Source organism: Nocardia paucivorans NBRC 100373, from assembly GCF_000308675.1.
Lineage (GTDB): Bacteria > Actinomycetota > Actinomycetes > Mycobacteriales > Mycobacteriaceae > Nocardia > Nocardia paucivorans.
In genome coordinates, this window is the sequence record NZ_BAGE01000128.1 from 82946 (window position 1) to 103784 (window position 20839).

Annotated in this window: 17 protein-coding genes; 10 read left to right on the forward strand and 7 right to left on the reverse strand. The window is 65.1% G+C overall.

Annotated elements, in window-relative coordinates; all coding sequences use genetic code 11:
* On the forward strand, positions 1-609 hold the full coding sequence (locus ON32_RS26460; RefSeq protein ID WP_040793736.1) for a PadR family transcriptional regulator: 609 nt from the start codon (positions 1-3) through the stop codon (positions 607-609).
* A gap of 350 nt (positions 610-959) precedes the next feature.
* Here ON32_RS26460 and ON32_RS26465 read toward each other — a convergent pair whose 3' ends face one another.
* The 3 genes from ON32_RS26465 to ON32_RS27420 all read right to left on the reverse strand — a co-directional run bounded on the left by ON32_RS26465 (position 960) and on the right by ON32_RS27420 (position 3359).
* Entirely contained in the window at positions 960-2042 is a 1083-nt protein-coding gene (locus ON32_RS26465; RefSeq protein ID WP_040793737.1) for a hypothetical protein, read from the reverse strand.
* Entirely contained in the window at positions 2006-2398 is a 393-nt protein-coding gene (locus ON32_RS26470; RefSeq protein WP_157224388.1) for a hypothetical protein, read from the reverse strand. Before ON32_RS26470 ends, ON32_RS26465 begins: the two co-directional genes overlap by 37 nt.
* Before the next feature lie 454 nt (positions 2399-2852).
* Entirely contained in the window at positions 2853-3359 is a 507-nt protein-coding gene (locus tag ON32_RS27420) for a hypothetical protein (RefSeq protein WP_051133718.1), read from the reverse strand.
* 1239 nt (positions 3360-4598) lie between these two features.
* On the opposite strand from ON32_RS27420, the gene ON32_RS26480 reads away from it, so the two are divergent.
* Genes ON32_RS26480 through ON32_RS26500 form a run of 5 tightly spaced genes read left to right on the forward strand, consistent with a single transcriptional unit; the run spans position 4599 to position 10756 of the window.
* Positions 4599-5243 (forward strand): hypothetical protein, encoded by a 645-nt coding sequence (locus ON32_RS26480; RefSeq protein ID WP_040793739.1) that lies wholly within the window; start codon positions 4599-4601, stop codon positions 5241-5243.
* Positions 5243-6883, forward strand: a complete 1641-nt coding sequence (locus ON32_RS26485; RefSeq protein ID WP_051133719.1) for an amino acid adenylation domain-containing protein — start codon at positions 5243-5245, stop codon at positions 6881-6883. Before ON32_RS26480 ends, ON32_RS26485 begins: the two co-directional genes overlap by 1 nt.
* Complete coding sequence (locus ON32_RS26490; protein WP_051133720.1) at positions 6880-8151, forward strand: aminotransferase class I/II-fold pyridoxal phosphate-dependent enzyme; 1272 nt, start codon at positions 6880-6882, stop codon at positions 8149-8151. Before ON32_RS26485 ends, ON32_RS26490 begins: the two co-directional genes overlap by 4 nt.
* Positions 8148-9389, forward strand: coding sequence for an MFS transporter (locus ON32_RS26495; protein WP_040793740.1), 1242 nt, complete (start codon positions 8148-8150; stop codon positions 9387-9389). Before ON32_RS26490 ends, ON32_RS26495 begins: the two co-directional genes overlap by 4 nt.
* Positions 9386-10756: an ATP-grasp domain-containing protein gene (locus ON32_RS26500; protein ID WP_040793741.1), complete on the forward strand. Its 1371-nt coding sequence runs from the start codon at positions 9386-9388 to the stop codon at positions 10754-10756. The genes ON32_RS26495 and ON32_RS26500 overlap by 4 nt, the downstream gene beginning before the upstream one ends.
* Here the strand turns inward: ON32_RS26500 and ON32_RS29805 are convergent.
* Together ON32_RS29805 and ON32_RS26505 are read right to left on the reverse strand one after the other, a co-directional pair.
* Positions 10747-10908, reverse strand: a complete 162-nt coding sequence (locus tag ON32_RS29805) for a hypothetical protein (RefSeq protein ID WP_157224389.1) — start codon at positions 10906-10908, stop codon at positions 10747-10749. The two genes, ON32_RS26500 and ON32_RS29805, sit on opposite strands and share 10 nt — an antisense overlap.
* A 35-nt stretch (positions 10909-10943) precedes the next feature.
* The gene (locus ON32_RS26505) at positions 10944-12620 is read right to left on the reverse strand and encodes a hypothetical protein (RefSeq protein ID WP_040793742.1); all 1677 of its coding nucleotides are present in this window, start codon (positions 12618-12620) and stop codon (positions 10944-10946) included.
* A 262-nt stretch (positions 12621-12882) separates the two neighbouring features.
* On the opposite strand from ON32_RS26505, the gene ON32_RS26510 reads away from it, so the two are divergent.
* The 3 genes from ON32_RS26510 (at position 12883) to ON32_RS26525 (ending at position 16403) form a co-directional block, all read left to right on the forward strand.
* Positions 12883-13461 (forward strand): VOC family protein, encoded by a 579-nt coding sequence (locus ON32_RS26510; protein ID WP_245551309.1) that lies wholly within the window; start codon positions 12883-12885, stop codon positions 13459-13461.
* A 300-nt stretch (positions 13462-13761) separates the two neighbouring features.
* Positions 13762-15747 (forward strand): adenylate/guanylate cyclase domain-containing protein, encoded by a 1986-nt coding sequence (locus ON32_RS27425; protein WP_157224390.1) that lies wholly within the window; start codon positions 13762-13764, stop codon positions 15745-15747.
* On the forward strand, positions 15744-16403 hold the full coding sequence (locus tag ON32_RS26525; RefSeq protein WP_040793744.1) for a Crp/Fnr family transcriptional regulator: 660 nt from the start codon (positions 15744-15746) through the stop codon (positions 16401-16403). Before ON32_RS27425 ends, ON32_RS26525 begins: the two co-directional genes overlap by 4 nt.
* Positions 16404-16407: 4 nt before the next feature.
* On the opposite strand, the gene ON32_RS26530 is transcribed toward ON32_RS26525, so the two are convergent.
* Positions 16408-16974, reverse strand: a complete 567-nt coding sequence (locus tag ON32_RS26530) for a hypothetical protein (RefSeq protein WP_040793745.1) — start codon at positions 16972-16974, stop codon at positions 16408-16410.
* A 53-nt stretch (positions 16975-17027) separates the two neighbouring features.
* Positions 17028-17429, reverse strand: a complete 402-nt coding sequence (locus ON32_RS26535) for a hypothetical protein (RefSeq protein WP_040793746.1) — start codon at positions 17427-17429, stop codon at positions 17028-17030.
* A gap of 240 nt (positions 17430-17669) precedes the next feature.
* On the opposite strand from ON32_RS26535, the gene ON32_RS26540 reads away from it, so the two are divergent.
* Complete coding sequence (locus ON32_RS26540) at positions 17670-20717, forward strand: glycine--tRNA ligase (protein WP_051133722.1); 3048 nt, start codon at positions 17670-17672, stop codon at positions 20715-20717.
* Positions 20718-20839 lie beyond the last annotated feature (122 nt).

Genomic DNA, 20839 nt, shown 5'->3' on the forward strand with positions numbered 1-20839 from the left:
ATGGCGGCTCGGCGGGATCCTTTGCACAACCCCCTCGCACTGGCCGTACTCGCGTATCTGGTCGAGCGCCCCATGCACCCGTACGAACTCGGCAAACTGCTCGAGGAACGCAACGCCGGCCGCAGCATCGACTACAAATACTCCTCGCTGTACATGGTGGTGAACCAGCTCGTCCGCGCCGGGTACATCGAAGCCCTCGGTTCCGAACGCGGGGGACGGCGCCCGGAACGCACCGTGTACCGAAACACCGAATCCGGTTCCGAGCGGTTACGTGAACGGATGCGCGAGTTGGTCTCGGTGCCCGCCAAGGAATACAGGCAATTCGAGGCAGCGCTATCGCTGGTCGTTGTGCTGTCCCCGGACGAGGTGCCCGCACTGCTCGACCAGCGACACCGTGCCCTCGTGGAGCAGGCCGAACAACAGCGCGCCGCAATCCGCGCCGCCTCGGATGTCGACCCGTTGTTCCTCATCGAATACCATTACCGCCTCGAACTCCTCGAAGCCGAACAGCGATTCGTGGAGCGCTTCCGTGCGCACATTCGCCAGGACAGCGCTGTCCTCGACAGCTTCTGGCGTCGGCTCCACGCTCGGCGAGCAACACCCGGATAGTGTTTCGGGTCCGAAAACCATTGCCGAACAGTGTGATTCGACGAGGAAAGAAAGGAGAGCGCTCGGCACTCCGGCCGCCACGGCCTCGATGTGCTCCTTTGCCTCTTACGACCTGAGATCATGTGCCGTCGCCCACGCAATCCTGAGCGCCTCGAGGCGTTGCCTCCGTTCGAGCAGCGCCGCTACTCGGGATCGCAGGGGATCGACACGTTCGATCCCACGAATCCGCTCGAGATACTCCTCGATCCACTCACCGTCCTCATCCAGGTCAATGCCGCCTTTCGACCGAAAGAGAGATGCGGCCCTCTTCGTTTTCGTCCGACGGTGGTTCGCGCCTATAGCGCCTCGGGTTATGCCACGTCCATGGGTGATACCGTGCGGTCCGGTAAAGAGGGGGCCTGTTGGATCCACTGCTGATAGGTCTGATGGCGGAATTGGTAGGCGGTGCCGTTCACACGAAGCAAACCGCTGCGGCGAGCCCGGTCGAGGAAGTCAGCGGGTCGCATCGGGAACTTGTTGGCGAATCGGAAGATCAGCGCTGCAGCGTAGAATCGACCTGTGGCGCCCCCGAACATGAGCATGAACATAAGGCCTGTCATGGGGGCAAACGTGAGCCAGAGCTCAAGCCCGCGCATGAACCCGACTTCGGGGGCGACGTCGAGCCCCGACACGACCCCGACCACGAGCCAGGCCAAGCTCCCATATACGAGCCCCTCTCGCCAGGGGAAGTGAGAAGGCTTGGTCCATACGAAACGAATCGCCGAAGGCTGCACAAGGACAGCGGTGGCCGCAGCGACGCCTCCATTCGCAAGTCCGAACCGAATTCCGAGTGCAGAGTCGAACGTGCACGTAAGCAGGATTCCGCTCGAGAGTCCGGCCAAGAGCCCAACCGTGAGGCCGTGTAGGACGCCTGTGCGGGTTTGTCCTGCGATTTCCCAGATTTCGCCGAGCCGGATGCCGGTGCCATCGCGGCCGGTCCGGTGGCGGTGTTGGAGGCAGTGGGCCAGGGAGCGCAGCCAGGTCTCGACGTTGTCGACGGTGTAGTCACGATAGTCGCCGCTGTCGTCGGTCGCGGCGACAGCGGCGGGGATCTGGGCGGCGCACAACAGCTCACGCACCGCCTCGGGATCGGGGCAGTCGAGGAGACGGACGGCGACATCCGGGGCGTGATGCAAGGCGGTGGCGGTGAGGCCGAGCAGCCAGGGGGTTTGTAGTGCGGTGGCCACGGGGCCTTGGGGATGGTCGCGGATGTGGGCGATGAGATCGGTCCAGGCGGGGTGATCGGCGCCGATGTCGTGCTGGTAGGTGGTCAGGTGGTCACCGATCCGCGTCACGGGTAGGGGTTGCAGGGTGAGGGTGGTGGCGCCGTGCAGGCCGTTGTCTCGGCCCAGACGGGTCAGGTGCTCGAATTCACTGGTGCGGCACACGACCACGACCGGCCGGTTACGCCAGGGGCGCGGTTGAGTCGGTCCGGCAGAGCGCGGGCGCGGGATCTGTCGCCGTTGGGAGGGTCCATTTCGTCCAGACCGTCGATGACGGGCAGGATCAGTCCGCGGTCGATCATCTCCCGGCCCACCCGCAGATGTAGCCGGTAGTCGTAGCGGAGGCGAGTGACCAACCAGTGGGTCAGGCTGCGTGTGCAGTCCCAGCCGGCGGCGTCGACCCGCACCGGTACCGGCTCCTCGGTGCGGCGAGCGTCAGGCAGCTCCCGGTGCATGCCCAGTAATCCGAGCACCAGGTAGGTCGCGGCCACGGTTTTGCCGCTACCCGGGTCGCCGAGCACGACCATTCGTCGCCGGTGTGGTCGCTCCAAGAGGTCGAAGTGGGTGGCGATATCCTCGACTTCGGCCGAATCGAGTGCCTCACTGTCCCGGCGTGTCGATGCGGCGGTGTATTCGACGTGTATGAACGAACTGGCATCGGCCCGCACTCTCGTTGCAGTCGCTGTTCTGTGCGTCGAACGGCCACGGCCAGGTGATCGCTCAGGACCGCGACCGATGTCCTGTCGGTGCTCGGCCGCCATATCCGATACAGCGTCATCACCGGCCGCACCAGCGCCGCGATCAACCGGAGCGCGCCCCCTGTCTCCATACCCACCACACGTAACAGATTGCCACCGAAATGATTTCACCGTACGGCGGTGAACCGATATGACCAGGGTGGGTACGTAAGGTGGTCACCGGTCGGAGCCTGCGCCCGCCCGCCACGCCGGCGGTGGGCCCGGTCGATCGCGGTGAAGCCGATCAGGCGAACACAACCCCTGCCCCGGGAACCAACGCGTTCGACATCGGCGGCCTTTGATAGATATTTCCTTGCTTATGGGCGACGGTCACGACGATGGGGCCGGTGTCTGTCGCCGCACTCGCCGAGGCGGGCAGTTTCTTGGAGTATTCGTCGGGAAAATTGTCCGGAAGCGATGGATCCGCTTGCTGCCAGTACCGCAGGTCCACGCTGCCGGTCGCATCCGTGCGCAGGTTGTGCCACTGCACAGTGATCCATCGGCCATAGTACGCGTAGTGGTGCGGCACCAATGCCGGAACATCGAAGGTCACGATACCGGGTTGCTCGACCGTCGCAGCCACCGTAATGGTGGTGAACAACTTCGACATGCGACCGATTTCCGGACCGGCGACCACCGGAATCGGTAACACGGTGGTCGGTGCGGCCGCCGCGGTGCCGTTCACTCCGCCCACCATCAGGGGAACGGCCAGCGCAGCACTTACCACCATGCGTCGGAAGAACTTCGCCATACGGTTTCCTTTGGATCAGGGATCGGGGATCGTCCCGATGCTAGCTCGAGTTTTAACCCCTGAGCTGTTGTTTTGCGACCCCGGGTGGTCATGGGTGAAGCCCTTGGCCGATCAGGTTCTCTTGTGGCAGAAGGACGTTCGACAACCATGGGCTTCGGTTGGATAGTGGGCACGACACCGGCTGCGCCGGCACGGCCGGGGCCTCTCGGGGTTCCGGTGAGAGTTCTACCGGTGCCTGCTTCGGCGGACGGCTGCGGCGTTCGATCTGATGAATGCGGTGTTGTGTGCGGGCGGGCCGGTGTGATCGTTGCCGAAGTTGTTGTTGGTCGGTGAACATTGGCGATGATATGGCCGCGTTCATGCGGCTCTGGACCGCGGCCGGATCGACATCGCCCGGCTGCGGTGTGCGCTGGTTTCGGTGCCGCTGCCTCTCGCCGCGGACGGGCGGTCCGTTCCGCTCGGCCGGCAACGCCCGCCTCGCCGGAGCCCTCCGACGGTACGCGAGGGGCTCCCGCCGGTCCGGCGAACTGCCGTTCGCCGGCCGAAACATGACTCACGCTGCGCGACAACGTCTTTGTGTCGTTAAATAACGGTACATCCTTGATTGAGGCATCAGGTAGCGTTAGTATCGGCGTGGCGATCAGGTGCCCGGTCCTACGGACGATCAAAGCGTACCGAGCATGGTCCTGTTTCGCGCGATGTAATTTTCGGTGGACCACCCGAGAGGCGGTTGATTCAACTTTTCGTAGCGCTGCTTGCGCTGGAGATTCATCGACTCGATACGGTGATCGAAACTCCTTCCGGGATTCATGGGTAGGGGTCTTCTTGTATCGCTTTCCTGTGCGTGCTCGGTGAATGAAACTCCTGCGCGCCGGATCTTGAAAAATTCGGCGCGTAGTTCAGAAATTCAGGAGGTCGCCATGGGAAGCCTCGCGGACCCCGCGGCTCGTAGCATCGAAAAGATGCCTCTGACAAGACATCTCGTGGAAGAAGACCACGTAATGTGTCCCGGTGCCGGCCCTTGGGATCCTTGAAGTTCGAGCGGGAAGCGGTGTGGTCTCTCTGGACTGCATCGAAGCAAGCGAGTCTTGTCAAATCTTTCATGAAACCCAGGGGTGTCACGCATATCTCCGTGGGTATACATGGACATCTATTCAATCAGAACGGGCTATGATGTCTGGTCGCGCACTGAATAATTCTGTGCAAAAAAACTCTATCCGAGAGAGAACGTTTTCTCCCATGGCCTCGGAGCAAACCGGTGAATCGCCTTTGGTGGGTCAGGACGATTTTCGCCGGATGATCGAATTCGACGCGCTCGCCCACGCAAGCGAATTCATGGCCGAGGAAACCGCCCTCGTGACGGACGTGGTCGAACGCCTCACTGTTCCGGGCGAATACTCCATGATCGTTGTGGGTGGAGCCGGGTCCACCCATCTGGCCGTACCGGCGAAGGCGCTCGGCCGCTGCGTGGTGGTCGACCCGCTCGGGCTGATCTCGTGGGAGGCCCCCACCGGCTGCGTTTCGACCGTTCACCTGCGTTCGCTGCATGAGATCGGCAGGTCGGAACTACCCGGGTCGCCGCTGCTGTGGGTGTTCACCTTCAATGTGTTCCCATACCTCCACAAGCCGATCGAGGTATTGCGCCGGCTGGTGGCTCCTGGGGACACCGTGGTCGTCACCACATGGTCTTTCACCGAGCGCGCCGAGAAGATCCGCAGTGGCTATCTCCGACACGTGTTCGGCACCGACCGACCACGGCTCGACGCCGCGATCGATATCGACCGTATTGCTCGGGATCTCGCGCTGGACCGGCCCGGTGCGCGTATCGAATGTGTCCACGGTGAGGTGGTCGATGCGGCCGTCGTCCATTTGGAGGTGGCCTGATGACGCTATTGCTCCATGAACCTGTCCTCGCGGCGATGGCGGAGTATCGGGAGCACACGGCGATCGTCGGAGAGGACGGTCGGTCTTGCACATATCGAGAGCTCGAACGCGTCGTCCGCGCGTGGACGAGCGCCCTCGCCGACCTGAAGCCCTCACCGCGGCGGAACCCGTTCGTGGGCATCCTCGCTCCCGTGGCCGCGGAGAGCATCGCGGCGGTACTCGGCGCACTGCGCGCGGGCTGTGCTTATGTCCCCCTGGACGAGCACGCCCCGACCGAGCGTCTTCGCGGCATCATCGACAGCACCGGCCTGGACGTGATTGTGGCCGACCCCGTGTATCTGTCCCGGCATCCCGAACTCGCGCAAGCGCCCTCGATCCGTCGGGTCCTGCTCACGAACGAAGTCGACGACCGTTCTCCGGTCGGCGAGCCGGCCCCGCGCCGAATCCTCGCCGACGACCTCGCGTACGTCCTGCACAGCTCCGGCTCGACCGGGGTCCCCAAGGGGATCATGCTGACCCACCGCAACGCGCGCACATTCACCGACTGGATGCAGAAAGAGTTCCGGATCACCAGCGATGACGTCGTGATGTCGCGTGCGCCGTTCAAGTTCGATCTGTCGGTCTTCGATATCTTCAACTCACTGTCCGTGGGGGCGAAGCTGGTCACGTTCGACTGGACGAGAGCGCGCGGTACCGACGAGCGACACCGCGACTACGTGAATCTGATGGCGAGGGAAGGGGCCACGGTCCTCTACACGACGCCGTCGACGTTCATCGCGCTGATGAACCGCGGCGACCTCGGGAAGGCCGCGCCACCCCTGCGCCAGATCATGTACGCGGGTGAACCGTTCCCGACCGCGCAGCTGCGGCGGTTGCGTGAAACACTGGGCGCGCGAACGCGGATCGCCAATATCTACGGGCCGACCGAGACCAACATCATCACATGCCAGTGGGTCGGCGAACTGCCGGATGACGACACTCCGGTTCCGCTCGGTCGCGAGGTGGACGACACCGAGATCATCGTGGTCGCGGACGAGAACCCGCCACGACTGTGCCGGCCCGGTGAACTCGGCGAGCTGTGGTGCCGCGGCGGGACCGTGACCCTCGGCTACCTCGGTATGCCGGAGAAGACCGCCGCGCATTTCGTGCGCAGCCCCTTCCATCGGTTTCCGGCATACTTCTGGCGAACCGGGGATTTCGGAGTCCGCGACGAGGCCGGCGTTCTGCACTACCGCGGTCGCCGAGACCATATGGTCAAGGTGCGCGGTCATCGCGTGGAGCTGGGTGAGATCGAAGCCGCGCTCGCCCGACATGCCGATATCGACGAAAGTGTGGTCGTCGCGGTGCCGGATACGCACAACGGCACCGGCTACACACTTGCCTGTTATTACACGCCGCTGCGGGGGCGGCAGGTGACGAGCGACGAGGTACGCCGCCATCTCGAGCACATAGTGCCGTCGTACATGATCCCGCGGTTGATCGAGCGGCGGGACGCGCTACCGACCACCTCTTCGGGGAAGGTCGACCGCGTCCGGCTCGGCGAGCACGCCGCACTGGCATTGGCGGAAACCGGATCCGCCCCCGCTGCATTCTCCGATCTTTCCGACTATTCGACCAGCCAATTGGAAGGTGCGTCATGAGCCGTGCATTCGACAATATCGAGGCCTGCGCGCAGGCGGAGAGTCGCCGCAGCCTCATCAGCAGCATGTTCGACGATATCCGGCAGTACGACGTGACCGCGCGGGAGATCGACGGCCGTCGGATCCGGGTGCGGGACGACCACTGGGTGATCGACTTCGCGTCCTGCAACTACCTGGGTCTGGATCTCGACCCGGAGCTGACGAGCGGGGTCGCCGCGAGCATCGAGCGCTGGGGTGTCCACCCGAGCTGGTGTCGACTCGTGGCCAGCCCTCAGATCTATGTCGATCTCGAGGAGCAGTTGGCCGCGCTGGTCGGTACGGAAGCGTCGGTGATCATCCCGACGGTGACGCTGATCTCGATCGGAGTCATTCCCGCCCTGGTCGGTCGCTCGGGCGTACTCCTACTCGACAAGTCCGGCCACGAGACGATGTACGAGGGCGCGAAGATCGCGCGCGACAACGGTGCGACGCTCGTCAGCTACCCGCAGAATGACCTGGCGGCGCTACAGGATCTCCTACACACCCATCGCGACAATCCGCGCAAGGTGATCCTCGTCGACGGCGTCTACAGCATGACCGGCGATCACGCCGATATCGAGGGACTCACCCGGCTCGCCGCCGAATACGACGCCGTGGTCTACGTGGACGACGCGCACGGTTTCGGAGTCGTGGGCGAAAAACCCAGCGCGGCACGTCCGCTGGGGGAGCGCGGCAATGGGATCGTCCGGCACTGCGCCGCGGACTACGACAATATCCTCTACGTCGGCGGCTGCTCGAAGGCCTACTCGTCGCTCGCGGCGTTCGTTGCGTGCTCGAACAAGATGCAGCGTTTCGTCAAAACGTTCGCGACGCCGTACGACCTCTCCGGGCCGTCTCCGACCGCTTCCTTGGCCACATTGCAGCAAGGACTCGCGATCAACGATATCCGTGGTGACGTGATCCGTGACCGTCTGTGGCGGCTGACGCAGCGAGTGATCGTCGGACTGCGCGGTCTGGACTTCGAGGTCGACAACCGGACCGGGTTCCCGATCGTCTCGGTGCGTATCGGCGATTCCGGCCTGTTGGAGAAGTGCGCGAACCTGTTGTTCGAGCGTGGCATCCTGGTCACCGTTTGCCCGTTCCCGATGGTCAAGCGCGGTGAGGAGGTACTTCGCATCACTGTCACCGCCGCCAATACCGACGACGAGGTCGACGAGCTGCTCCTTGCGTTCTCCGCGGTCCGCGATGTCGTGAAGGCATCGACCGGCGGCGAGTCGTACGCCCGATGACGGGCGATATCGCGGCGGCGCGGTGGGATCCGGTCATGCGCCGGATCCTCGGCGGGTACCTGGTGTCGCAGCTCGGCACCGCCGTGTCGCGTATCGCGCTGATGGCCCAGCTCGTCCAGATGTCGGGTTCACCGCACGACTGGGCGTATCTGGCGGCAGTGCAGGCGATTCCGTACGCGACATTCGGACTCATGGTCGGGTACATCACCGACCGGTTCGACCGGCGGCGTGTCCTGATCGCTTGCGATATGGCGCGGTGCCTGATCTTCGTGCTGATCCCCTTCGCGCAGTCGCTACCGCAGCTGTTCGCGCTGGCCTTCGCCGCGGGCACTTTCAACGCCGTCTACGCGCCGACGTACCGGGCGTTGACCGCCGAGCTCGTGGACGCGCGCCGCCTGCTGACCGTGAACGCCCTGGAACAGACCGGTAACGGTGTGATCATGGCGATCGGTATCGGCCTTTCGGGTCTGCTCATCGCATCCGTGCCGATCGCGGTCTGCTTCTACATCGACGCTGCCACATATGGGATCTGCGCCGTCGTGCTGGCGACACTGCCCGCCACGAAGGCGGCGCGGGAACGCGCGGCGTCGACCGGGCTGCGTCGTGAACTGCTGGCCGGGATCGTCGCCGTACGCGCGACACCGGCCGTGCGGTACCCGATGCTGGTGTCGGCCACGCTCACCGTGCTCGTCGCGTTCCAAGGGCCGATGTTCTTCCCGCTCGTCGACGAGCGGAAGTGGGGCGGCGCCGCCGAAGTCGGGTACATGACGGCAATCGCGGCCGCGGGGGCCGTGGTGACCGGTATCGCGCTCGCGCGACGCGAGCGCGCCCCACTGTCGAGCCGGTACGCGCTCGGGGCGGTCCTGGTATGCGACGCCGTCGCCGTTCTCGTACTCGGCGGCACCGGCTGGTATGCCCTCGCCGCATCGCTGTGCCTACTGCTCGGCGTTACCGAAACCCTGCTCACGACATTCGCCACCACGGAGATCCAACGCCAAGCCCCACCGGAGGCGTGCGGCCGAATCTTCGCCGCGCTCGGCATCGTCGCGGAACCGGCGCGTGTTGTCGCGATGCTGGCCTCCGGTCTCGTCGTCGGCGCGCTCGGAGCCCTGCCGGGCTTCGCGCTCTCTGCCGCCGCCGAAGGGCTACTCGGCATCGCGACGATCCTGCTCGTCATCAGGACCGCGCGCCGGCCCGCCCCAATCCCCGTGTCCGCCATTCCCGAGGAGAATCCATGACCGATCCGAACCGCCTGCTCGCCGACTATGCGCGCGACAACTTCGACGAGATTCGCGAGGACTACGAATACAGCGCCGCTCGCGTCCGTGAGCTCAATATCGATGTCGAGGACCCGGACGACCTCGTCACGCACCTCGCCATCCCGTACTGCCTCGACCGGCGTCGCTACGAGGCCCTGTGCGCCGACGCATCGTTGGTCTTCGGCGCGCTCAACCGCGTAGTCGTCGCCTATGGAACCGATCCGCAGGTGCGCGCGTTCTTTCCGCACCTGGAACAATTCGAGCGGTTCCTGACCCTCCCGGTGCTGCCCGACCCGGCGATCGCGATCGCCCGCTATGACCTGGTCGAATCGCGCAGCGGCGAATTCAAGATCGTCGAGCCCAACACGTGCTGTCCCGGTGGCACGATCTGGGCGTCGATGTTCAACGACATGTTCCGTGCAGGGAACACCTACCGATTCCTGCGCGAGCACATCACCGAGGTTCCGCAGCGAATCCACAACGGGGACACGATCTACGACTTCCTGACCGAACAGCATGCGCGTCACTTCGGCCCGCGCGACCGCTACGCGTTCGCGATCGCCGACACCCGTACCGCTCCGATGGAGGCCGAACTCCACGAGCTTCGCGACGGCGCCCGCCAACGAGGGCACGCCGCGGAAAAGTGCCAGATCCAGGACTTCGTGTTGAAGTCCGACGGGCTCTATCTGGACGATCTGCGCATCGATATCGTCTACCAATTCCTCGACGTCCTCTACAAGGACGATATGGCGCAGATCGCGGCGAACTACGACGAGATCGCGGACTATCTCGAGGCGATGAAGCGCCGTCAGGTCCTCGTGGTCCAGCCATTTCCTCCGATCTTCCTCTCCGAGGACAAGTCGATACTCGCCCTGCTCACCGACGAATCGTTCAAGGACTACTTCACCCGGGACGAGCATGCGGCGATCGCCAGGCTCGTCCCGGAAACCTATCGAATGACGGAGGGAAAGGTGCGTTTCGAAGGTGAACTCGTCGACCTTCGGCGCCTGTTGCTCGAGCGAAAGGACGACTTCCTCGTCAAGGCGCAGATGGAGAGTATGGGCCGCGATATCGTGATCGGCCGCGAGGTCAGCGATGACCACTGGCGGGCGCATCTCGACGCGACCATGGGCGGACCGCACGTTGCGCAGCGATTCATCGAGGAGAAGCCCATGGAGCTGCACGCTCCCGGTGAGGTGCCGGGAGCGATTGTCCCGCTGCACTATACGCTCGCGCTCCTCATCCTCGGTGGCGAGCCTGTCGGTATGTTCAACCGCGTGTCGCCGGAACTCGTGACCAATGTGGCGCGCGGCGGCGCGTTCGGCGAAGTGATCATCTATGAGTAGATCGCGCGGATAGGAGCATCGGTCGGGAACCCGGCGCCGGCCATCCGACGGAACGCGCGCCCTTGTTCCCGATCGAGTGCGGTCTCACCCTCGTTCTTCAGGGCGAAGAAGTACACCGAAAGAGAGATGACGACAACGGTGGTGGTGCACACGATGGAGGTAATGTCATTGTGGCACAGTCGGATTCCTACTCGATATCGAAGCGTGCGTAGTACTCCGCTTCGCTCAGCTTTCCCGTGCATCCGCTGTACTCACCAAGAGAACAGAGCAGATCGGGCGCACCTCGAGGCCGAGTCGGGCTGTCCTCCCAGAAGGGCGGAGCGGTCAGGTACGGTTCGAGGATCGCCGCGAATTCCTCGTTGTCGAGCGGGTTGTCCTGACAAGGGGTGATCTCGAGGTACGTTCTGGTTCCTGCGGCGACCTTGTGATGCCCATCGAGCAGATAACGTTTCGAAGCGACACGTCGTGGTCGTGCGGGACCGGGTGCCACGAGCACTGCCACCGGTTGCGCGCCCGCCGCGATCCTGGTGCGGTACCACTCGATTCGTTCACGGTCGGGCGGCGGCCACGTATCGGTGGGAACGAAATCGCCACCGGCGCCGAATTGCAGATCTCCGGTTCCCGGTGGCCACGGCCAGGGACCCGGATGCCCCTCGACAATGATGCCCAGTTCGAGAGGCGACACATTCTCTTCGAGCCGGATTTCGTATTGTCCGGGTTCGAAGAGCTTCAGCAATGGCGTGATTCGGTCGAGCAGTTCGCGGGTCACCATGGGCCGGCCGGAATGGTCACGCTCGATAACCGGGTCGGCGAGCCATGCGGTCAGGTCGTCGAATCCGGTGGGGCGTTGTTCCGGTGCGAGCCGAGCGATCAGATGGAGATAGGTACCGCGCGCGACGAGCGCTTCGGCGTAGGCGGGCTTTCCTCGAAACCACAGAACGCTCGCCTCCGGGCAATCCTGCGAGCCGAAGACTCGGACGACTCCCGTACCGTCGACGACATCGACAAGATGACCGGGCCGTGATGCCTCCGGATCGTGGAGGGAGGCGTAGAAGGGACGGGCCCGGCGGGATGTATGCGGTTGAGCTCGCAGCGCGTCGTCGAGGTCGGTGGTGTCGAACGACACCGGGTCCTCGACCATGCATTCGGACCATTCGGTGGCGCAGCAGGACAGGTCGTGTCCGTCGGGTTCGGGTGCCAACTGCTCGGGTGTATACGCCTGTAGCCCCTCGTTCTGCTCGATGAGTCGGGAGGCGATCGCGATCATCGTCCGGTACTCCGCGGAATCTTCGGTGTATGTGCGGCGTGGCCTACCGTTCGGATGCCAGCAAATGCGGCGCCCGCCACCGCCGGACACACAATCCAGAATGCGCACAACAGGATTCATGCCGAGCTCACGATAGGCGGCGAGTACCGCATGCCCGTCGAGGACGAAGGCGAGTTCGGTGTCCTGCCCGGGACGAGAGGCATTCAGTACCAGCACTTCCGGTCGTTTTCCGGACCGGATCGAAGCCAGGGTGAGGTCGTCCGGAGTCGCGGGCGCGTAGGCGGCCACCAAGGCCGGCGAGCCCGACGTCACCAACACACCACGGTCGGGCTCGGGGTGATACACCCGCACCGGCGTCGCGACCGGCGGGTGTAGCCGCCACTGCCCCGGCGTGGTCAGCGCGGCTATCCGGTCGGCGGTTGCGGGCTGCTCGGCGAGCCGGAACGGTAGACCGGGCTGTTCGGCCAAAGCGCGCGGACGCTCCGGGCCGCACGAGGCGCGGGCCACCATGATGCCGTCCGGGCCGGGCCAGGACAACCAAGACCACTGGCGGTCGTATCGCACCGCACATCCGATCCCCGCCGAGACGATACCCATCGAAGCGTCCCCGTCGGCCAGGATTGTCGGCTCATCCGTCCACTCTATGAGCCCATGGTAGTAGCGTCCGTATCGGGCCGGGCCGTGATTCCGAGATCATGCCGCCGGCAGCCCCGCACAGTCACTTTCGCCGACGGCGCGATCTCGCCGAACGCCTCGTCGGCCTCGGTCCGGTGAGCAGGTGGGTGGTTTCTCGGTTGTCGGTGGGTATTGCCACCGGCCAAGACGTACGAGTGGAAAATTAGGTCGGTTTCCGACCGTTATGGCGTTTACCTTCGCTGACATCGACAACGAAGGGACCGAGATGCTCGAACAACCCAGCCCGGCACCAGAGGGATACAACACCGTTTCTCCCTGGGTGGTCACCGAGGACACCGGAGCGTTTCTCGACTTCGTCAGTGAGGCGTTCGGTGGCGAGGAAGTGGGACGGGTGGTAACCGAAGACGGACTGATCGGCCACGGTGAAATCCGTGTAGGCGATACCGTGGTATTGGCGTTCGACCGGCACGCGGACTGGGCCGCGATGCCGAGCCTGCTGCGGGTATTCGTCGTCGACGCGGACGCAGCCGTTTCCCGCGCTCTCGCTGCCGGCGCGCAGATCGTCACTCCGATCTCCGACGATGCATTCGGGCAGCGCGGTGGGCGAATCAAGGATCCATTCGGCAACATCTGGTGGGTGAGCTGCCACGTCGAAGACGTCACCGAAGACCAGATGTGGAAGCGGCTGCAAGATCCTGTGTATTCCGAAAGAATGCAGGTTGCCCAGGCCACGCTCGATGCCGAGCTCAGCGGCCGGCCGGCGGGCCGCAGCAGCGCGCCGGTTCGCAACGGCTCCAACTGATCAGTCCGAGTACGAGCTCCGCACCGCCCGGACCCAGACCCACCGCAAGGTGTCCGCCCGCGCACGATCGTTGCCGCGTTGGGTGGGCGGCGGGGTTGTTCCGGCGTGCTGGGCGGTTCGAGGGGGCCACATCGGACCACGGGTTGCAGGCACGATTCCGGGCGGTTTCGGGTGGTTGTTGTTCCGAACCCGGCAGAGACGCGTCGTGACCCGGCCGGGTAGATCGAGGCGCAGGTGGGCCATCGACCTGCTCGGTTGTTCTTGTTTCTCTCCGATGGACCGCACGGTAGCGTGCGGGTGATGTCGAAGGTCAAGGTTCTACTGTGGCTGGGGCATGTGGCACTGCCGGCGCTCGGGTTGTGGCTGCTGGTCTCCCGTCCCGAACTCGACATGAACTACGAGCACCACGGGACACATTTCTGGTTGGTGCTCTCCACCGCCGCCATCGCGATGGCACTGGGCGTTATGTTGTTTCGGGCCGCTCGCATGCGTGGGGACGCCAGGTTGATCCTGGTTTCACTGGCGTTTCAATTCAGCGCGGGTTTCCTCGGATTGCACGCATTGGCGACACCCGGAGTGATTCTGCTCGCGCCGAATGCCGGCTTCGTCTATTCGGTGGCCGTCGGGCTGGGTCTCGGCGGTGTGGCCGCCCTCGCGTCGGCGGTGGAATTCGGGCCCGCCGCGTCCGCCCGAATACACCGTTTCGCATGGTTGTTGTCCGCGCTGCCCACGCTGCTGCTCGGGGCATGGGCATTGATATCGATGGCGCAGTTACCGCCACTGGACCATGCGCCCGATCCGGCGGAGGCCAGAGGACCGCTGGTCGGTGTGACCTTCGTCGGGTCGGCGTGCTATCTCGTCGCGGCATTTCGCTATGGTCGCCAGTACCTGCGTCGACGAGGCGTGGTGCTGCTCAGTGTGCTCACCGCCTTCGTGCTGCTGGCCGAAGCGCTGTTCGCCGTGGGTTTCAGTCGCAGTTGGCACACCTCGTGGTGGGAATGGCATGTGCTGATGCTGGCCGCCTTCGCGCTCATCTCCGGTAGCACACACCTGCAATTCCGGCGCGAGGGTTCGACGCTCGGGCTCTTCGACGGCATCACCCTGGGGCAGACCATCGCGGGGTTGGAACGTGACTACACGCACGCGCTGAACGAGATGGTCGATGCGCTGCGCGCGCGTGCCGACGGCGGCGTCGCCTCGACCGAGCCGTTGGGCGCGGTCGGAGCCCGGTTGTCCAAGCGGTTCGGGCTCACCGAACGCCAGATCGCGGTGTTGCAGCAGAGCGCTTACGCGCTGGGGAGCGAGCGGGAGCAGGTGCGTCGGCTGGGTCTGCTGGCGGCGATCGGTGAGCGGTCGAACGTGATCCGCGGGGAACAGGAGTTGCTCGGTGAGGCGCTGCACCTCGTTTCGGAGGCGTTCGAAGGGGATCGATTCCGGCTGGGACTGGTCCGCGGCCGCGAACCGGTTTTCCCCGACGGTCGCCCCGCCGATCCGCGGTCGGTGGTGTTTCCGCTGGTCGTCAAGGGTCGCCGGGCCGGAGTGCTCGAGGCGCGACGTCCGGGAGGTCGTTTCACCGATGCCGAGATCGCGATGCTGCGATCGTTCGCCGACCGGACGTCGGTCATGGTGGAGAACGCCCGCCTGTATCAGCAGCTCGACGGGCTGTTCCGGTCCTATATGTCGCCCACGGTGGCGACCGCGCTGATCGCCGATCCGTCCGAGGCCGGACTCGGTGGTCGGATCGCCGAGGTCAGTGTGCTCATGGCCGATCTGGCGGGATTCACGCCGTTCTCCGAGTCCTCGGCCCCGGAAGCGGTGGTGCACATGTTGAACACGTATTACGGCGCGATCGTGCCGACGATCCTGGACCACGGTGGGACGGTTGTTCAGTTCGTCGGCGACGCGGTCATGGCCGTGTTCAACGCGCCGACCCACCAACCGGATCATGCGCTGCGGGCGGCCGGCGCGGGGCTCGCGCTGCAGCGGGTGGCCGCCGAAACGGCGAACGGGCACCCCGATTGGCCGCGGTTCCGGGTGGGGATCAACACCGGTCCGGCGTTGGTCGGCAATATCGGCGCGCCGCAGATGCGCAACTACACCGCAATCGGTGACACGACGAATCTCGCCGCCCGGTTGGAGAGCCTGGCCGAACCCGGAACCGTGGTCATCGGCTCGCCGACCTACGCACACCTCGGCCCGCGCGCACAGGTGCGCAGCCGTGGCACAGTAACTGTGCGAGGCCGGAGCGAACCGGTGACCTGTTATGTGTTGGATGGATTACGGTGACCACCGATTTCGAGATACTCCGTGGATTGCGTGAGCCGGAGCGGCGCGAAATCCTCGCCGCATGCACCCCACGCCGCTACAAACGCCGGGAAGTTCTCTGCCACGAGGGCGATCCCGGTGACTGTCTGCATCTGATCGAATCCGGCCGACTCATCGTCCGGGTATCCACCCCGTTCGGGGACACCGCGACGCTGACCATGCTCGGCCCCGGCCACTCGTTCGGCGAACTGGCGGTGCTCGACGGCAACTCCCGCCGAACCGCGACCGTCGAAGCGGTCGAGAACGCCGAGACGTTGACGCTCGGTCGGGACCGATTGACGGCTCTGCGGCGGAGTCATCCGGAAATCGACCAGGTCATGATCGCCACATTGGCCGCCCAGGTGCGGCGGCTCTCCGCTCAGGTGCTGGAGGCGCTGTATCTACCGGTCGAAACCCGGGTCGTACGACGTCTGGTCGACCTCGCCTCCATCTACGGAGGGTCGGGTTCCGTCGCGGAGATCCGGCTCAATCAGCAGGATCTGGCATCCATGGCGGGAACCACGCGGGCCACGGCGAACAAGGTGCTGCGCGACCTGGAACAACGCAATATCCTGGTTCTGACCCGTGGCCGTATCACTGTGATCGACCGGGCGGCGCTGGCTCGTTTTGCCCGGTGAAAACCTACTTCGCGAGCGCCCTACCACCGGTGGGGGCGACAGCGAACCATGTGCCGCCCACGCCCTGCCCCAGGAGATCTCCCGGCCGCCTGTCCTTCGAGAAGTAGTACACCGGCCAACCGCCGATGGTGATCTGGCACGAACCGTCCGCCCGCTCGACGAATCCGACCCGCTTCGGATCGACACCCGCGACGTAGAGCTTTTGTCCCCGGTTCACCAATAGCGGCGGCCAGGTGGCGGCGCAGTCGCCGTCGCAGTTCGACCGCGACGGTTCGACGGTGTCCTTGTCGAACCGGTAGAGCGCGTGACCGGCACCGTCGGTCACGCGCGCCCCGATCATCGGGTCGAGGATCGCGGTGAGCTCGACGGCATGGGTGCCGTGCGGTGCCCGCCCGCTGTAGATCTCCAGCCATCCTTGTGTTCTCACCGGTCCCTGCGCAGGTGCGGCCGGTGCGGGCCGCGCGGGTCGCACCGGGTCCGCTGTCGCAGCCGGGGGTGCGGACAGGCCCACAACAGCGGCGGCGGCAATCGCGACGGCGGTCGTATTGATCATGGTTGTGAATCTCGACATGGGATCCTCCGAACAGCGTTCATTTCCAGGTGGCCACGATTTCTCGGTCTCGCTCAGCCGCAATGCACCTTGAACGCCTCCCATTTGTCGTTACCGATGAGACCACCCCAGTCGATGCACTTGCCCTTCGCCGCGATTTTCACCGGGCCGGCGAATTCGGTGTATTCGTCGTCGTCGACGATCACACTGTCGCGGTCCTTCGATATCCGCAGTCCGGCGCCCATCCGCACAGGTTTGCCCGGCCGGTCCCGTACGGTGACGACGCAGTTGTTCTCGCCGTTGTAGGTGAGGTAGACGGCGCCACCCTCGAGGTCGCGTGAATCGATGACGACATATCCCTTACCGCACTGGCCGCCGTACGTCGCCGCGGACGCGGTTGCGGGATGGAGTCCCGCTATTCCGGCGGCAATGCCGATGGCGCTCGCGCACACCGCGATTTTCTTCCTTGTGTTCATCACGTGGAATCTCCTTCGAATAGCGTTCGTTCCAGTGGCCACAATTCTTCGATTTCGGGCCTCGTGGGTCTGTTCGCGCGCCGACGTCCACTGTGTGTCCGAGCCGACACAAGGGCTTGTCGAAACCTGCCCGCCACCGGTGCCCGCATCCACCGCGCCGTGTCCGCCGGGTCCCTCCCGCACCCCGGCAACCGGCGTCGTGCGGGAAATACCGGCCCTCGGCGACGATAGGATTTCCCGATGGCCCAGGTAGCTGTCCTCGACAACGACACCTCCGCCCCCGTATCGATGCAGGAGGCGATCCTGCGTTTGCAGACCTACTGGTCGCAGCGAGGTTGCCTGTTGAGCCAGCCCTTCAACACCGAGGTCGGGGCGGGCACCATGAACCCGGCCACGCTGCTGAGCGTGCTGGGGCCGGAAATCTGGAACGTGGCCTATGTCGAGCCGTCGGTGCGGCCCGACGACTCCCGCTACGGCGAGAACCCGAACCGGCTACAAACCCACACCCAGTTCCAGGTCGTCCTCAAACCCGAACCGGGCGACCCGCAAGAGCTGTATCTGGGGTCGCTGGCCGCGCTGGGTATCGACCTCGACGCCCACGATGTGCGGTTCGTCGAGGACAACTGGGCCCAACCGGCGATCGGGGCGTGGGGTCTGGGGTGGGAGGTGTGGCTCGATGGTATGGAGATCACCCAGTTCACCTACTTCCAGCAGGTGGCGGGCCAGAATCTGGACCCGATTCCGGTGGAGATCACCTACGGCCTCGAGCGGATCCTCATGGCGATCCAGGGCGTCACGCACTTCAAGGACATCGTCTACGCGCCCGGCGTCGCCTATGGCGAAGTGTTCGGCCAATCCGAGTACGAGATGTCGCGGTACTACCTCGACGAGGCCGATGTGGACACCACCCGCGGCCTCCTCTCCGCCTACTCGGCCGAAGCCGATCGGATGATCGCCGCCCGGCTGCCGGTTCCCGCCCACGTGCACGTCCTCAAGTCCAGCCACGCGTTCAACATCCTGGACTCGCGCGGCGCAGTGAGCACGGCCGAACGCGCGAAATGGTTCGCGGTGATGCGCAGGCAATCCCGGGAGATCGCCACCCTGTGGACGGAACTGCGGGAACAGGCAGGCCACCCCCGCGGCGTGCACGTCGCGCCCCCGCTCGCCACACCTCCGGTCGATCCGGCCACGATCACCTCGAGCCGGAACGCGGTGCTGTTGTTCGAGATCGGCACCGAGGAACTACCACCGCATATCGTGACGGCGAGCGCAGCCGATGTGCGCACCATACTCACCGAACTCTTGGACGCCACGGCCCTGCCCCACGGTGGGATCACCGTGCAGGCGACCCCACGCCGGATCGGTGTCCGGGTCGACGACATCGCCGAACGGGAACCCGACGGCGTCGACCTCCGTCGCGGTCCCAAGGTCGCCGCCGCATACGACGCCGACGGCAACCCCACCCGGGCTCTCGCCGGTTTTCTTCGCTCCCAAGGTGTCTCGGCCGATGCTCTCCGACGCGTCGAGGTCGGTGGCGTCGAGTACGTCGCGGTCGAGAGCACCCGCACCGGCCGGCCGGCACCGGTGGTGCTCACCGAGGTGCTGTCCCGGCTCACCCTGTCGCTGCGGGCGGACAAGAACATGCGCTGGCGTGATCCGGTTCTGAGCTTCTCCCGTCCGATCCGATGGCTCACCGCACTCCTCGACGACAAGGTCCTTCCGGTCACCGCGGGAACATTGGTGGCCGGTCGCGCTACCCACGGACACCGCCGATCCGCCACACCGACATTCGATATCCCCGCCGCGGACCGTTACCATTCGGCCCTCGAGACCGCCGGAATCGTCGTCGACCCCGTCGAGCGCCGCAACCGTGTCGTATCCTCGGCCGTTGCTCTCGCCGCCGCCGAAAACGGCCACATCGATATCAACGGCAACGCCGCTCTGATCGACGAGATCACCAATCTCGTCGAATCACCCACCGGCATTCTCGGCCGCTTCGACCCGAAATACCTGGACCTGCCCGAACAGATCCTGGTCACCGTGATGCGCAAACATCAGCGCTATCTTCCGGTCCACTCCGAAACCGGCGACCTGTTGCCGATATTCGTGACAATGGCCAACGGCGACTGCGATCCCCATATCGTCCGCCAGGGCAACGAAAGCGTGCTCCGCGCCCGTTTCGAGGACGCCGCGTTCTTCTGGACCTCCGACCTGACCGTCACCCCCGACGAGTTCCGCTCCCGACTGGTCACGCTGATATTCCATGAAAAGGTCGGCACCATGGCCGATCGCGCCGACCGTATCGCGGCGGCCGCCACCGAGCTCGGCACCCGTATCGGCCTCTCCGATGCCGACTCGGCGACCCTGACCCGTGCCGGCACCCTCGCGAAATTCGACCTCGCCACCCAGATGGTGATCGAAATGACCTCTCTCGCGGGCATCATGGCCCGCGAATACGCGAACAAGGCCGGCGAACCCGAACCCGTGGCCACAGCGCTGTGGGAAATGGAATTACCCCGCCAACACGGAGACGACCTCCCCGTCACCCTGCCCGGCGCGCTGCTGGCCTTGGCCGACCGATTCGATCTGCTGACCGCAATGCTCGCTGTCGGCGCCAAACTCACCGGCAGCGCCGACCCCTACGGTTTGCGGCGGGCGGCGGCCGGAATCCTGGCGATCCTGCGCAACCACCCCCAATTCGCCGACATCACCATTCCCACCGGCCTCGCGGTAACCGCCGACCGACTCCGCGAGCAAGGCCTCTCCATCGCTCCCGAGGTTCTGGCCACCGCCGAAGAACTCATCACCACCCGCTACGAGCAGCGACTCCGAGATGAAGCCGTCGACCCAGGGCTCATCGCCGCGGTGCGTCCCTCGGCCGCGGCACCGTATCGGGCGGACGATCTGATCGACCAGATCCGCGCAGCGGCCGCGGACGACCGGTTCGGCGCCCTCGTGGAAGGGCTACAGCGAATCATGCGCATCCTGCCCGCCGACGCGCCCACCGGTTACGACGCCACCCGACTCACCGGCCCCGCCGAACAACGCCTCCTGGCCGCAATGAACGCCGTCCCCGCCGCGGACGGTAAAGCGCTGACCGAATGGGTCGGCTACGGCCATACCCTGGTCGAACCTCTCACCGCTTTCTTCGATGACGTTCTGGTCATGGCCGACGATCCCGCCGACCGTGCCGCCAGGCTCGGGCTACTACGTGCGGTCCTGGCCACGGCGCCGGCCGGAATCGACTGGCGAGAGCTCCACCAATGGCTGCAGAAACAGGACGGGTAACAGGGATCACCCCCGCCGCTCGATAGGCGTTGTGGGTCGGGCCGCTGCGGACGGACCCACTCGACGCACAGCAGATCCGGCTCTCGACGTCGATCGGGACAGCGCCGAGATGACACCGCACC

Excerpts from the sequence above, each read along its gene's own strand:
- ON32_RS26460 (WP_040793736.1), top strand. The coding sequence starts at position 1 with ATGGCGGCTCGGCGGGATCCTTTGCACAACCCCCTCGCACTGGCCGTA.
- ON32_RS26505 (WP_040793742.1), bottom strand. The coding sequence starts at position 12,620 with ATGGGTATCGTCTCGGCGGGGATCGGATGTGCGGTGCGATACGACCGC.
- ON32_RS26500 (WP_040793741.1), top strand. The coding sequence starts at position 9,386 with ATGACCGATCCGAACCGCCTGCTCGCCGACTATGCGCGCGACAACTTC.
- ON32_RS26530 (WP_040793745.1), bottom strand. The coding sequence starts at position 16,974 with ATGTCGAGATTCACAACCATGATCAATACGACCGCCGTCGCGATTGCC.
- ON32_RS26535 (WP_040793746.1), bottom strand. The coding sequence starts at position 17,429 with ATGAACACAAGGAAGAAAATCGCGGTGTGCGCGAGCGCCATCGGCATT.
- ON32_RS26480 (WP_040793739.1), top strand. The coding sequence starts at position 4,599 with ATGGCCTCGGAGCAAACCGGTGAATCGCCTTTGGTGGGTCAGGACGAT.
- ON32_RS27425 (WP_157224390.1), top strand. The coding sequence starts at position 13,762 with ATGTCGAAGGTCAAGGTTCTACTGTGGCTGGGGCATGTGGCACTGCCG.
- ON32_RS26490 (WP_051133720.1), top strand. The coding sequence starts at position 6,880 with ATGAGCCGTGCATTCGACAATATCGAGGCCTGCGCGCAGGCGGAGAGT.
- ON32_RS26485 (WP_051133719.1), top strand. The coding sequence starts at position 5,243 with ATGACGCTATTGCTCCATGAACCTGTCCTCGCGGCGATGGCGGAGTAT.
- ON32_RS26540 (WP_051133722.1), top strand. The coding sequence starts at position 17,670 with ATGGCCCAGGTAGCTGTCCTCGACAACGACACCTCCGCCCCCGTATCG.
- ON32_RS27420 (WP_051133718.1), bottom strand. The coding sequence starts at position 3,359 with ATGGCGAAGTTCTTCCGACGCATGGTGGTAAGTGCTGCGCTGGCCGTT.
- ON32_RS26495 (WP_040793740.1), top strand. The coding sequence starts at position 8,148 with ATGACGGGCGATATCGCGGCGGCGCGGTGGGATCCGGTCATGCGCCGG.
- ON32_RS26510 (WP_245551309.1), top strand. The coding sequence starts at position 12,883 with ATGGCGTTTACCTTCGCTGACATCGACAACGAAGGGACCGAGATGCTC.
- ON32_RS26470 (WP_157224388.1), bottom strand. The coding sequence starts at position 2,398 with ATGGTCGTGCTCGGCGACCCGGGTAGCGGCAAAACCGTGGCCGCGACC.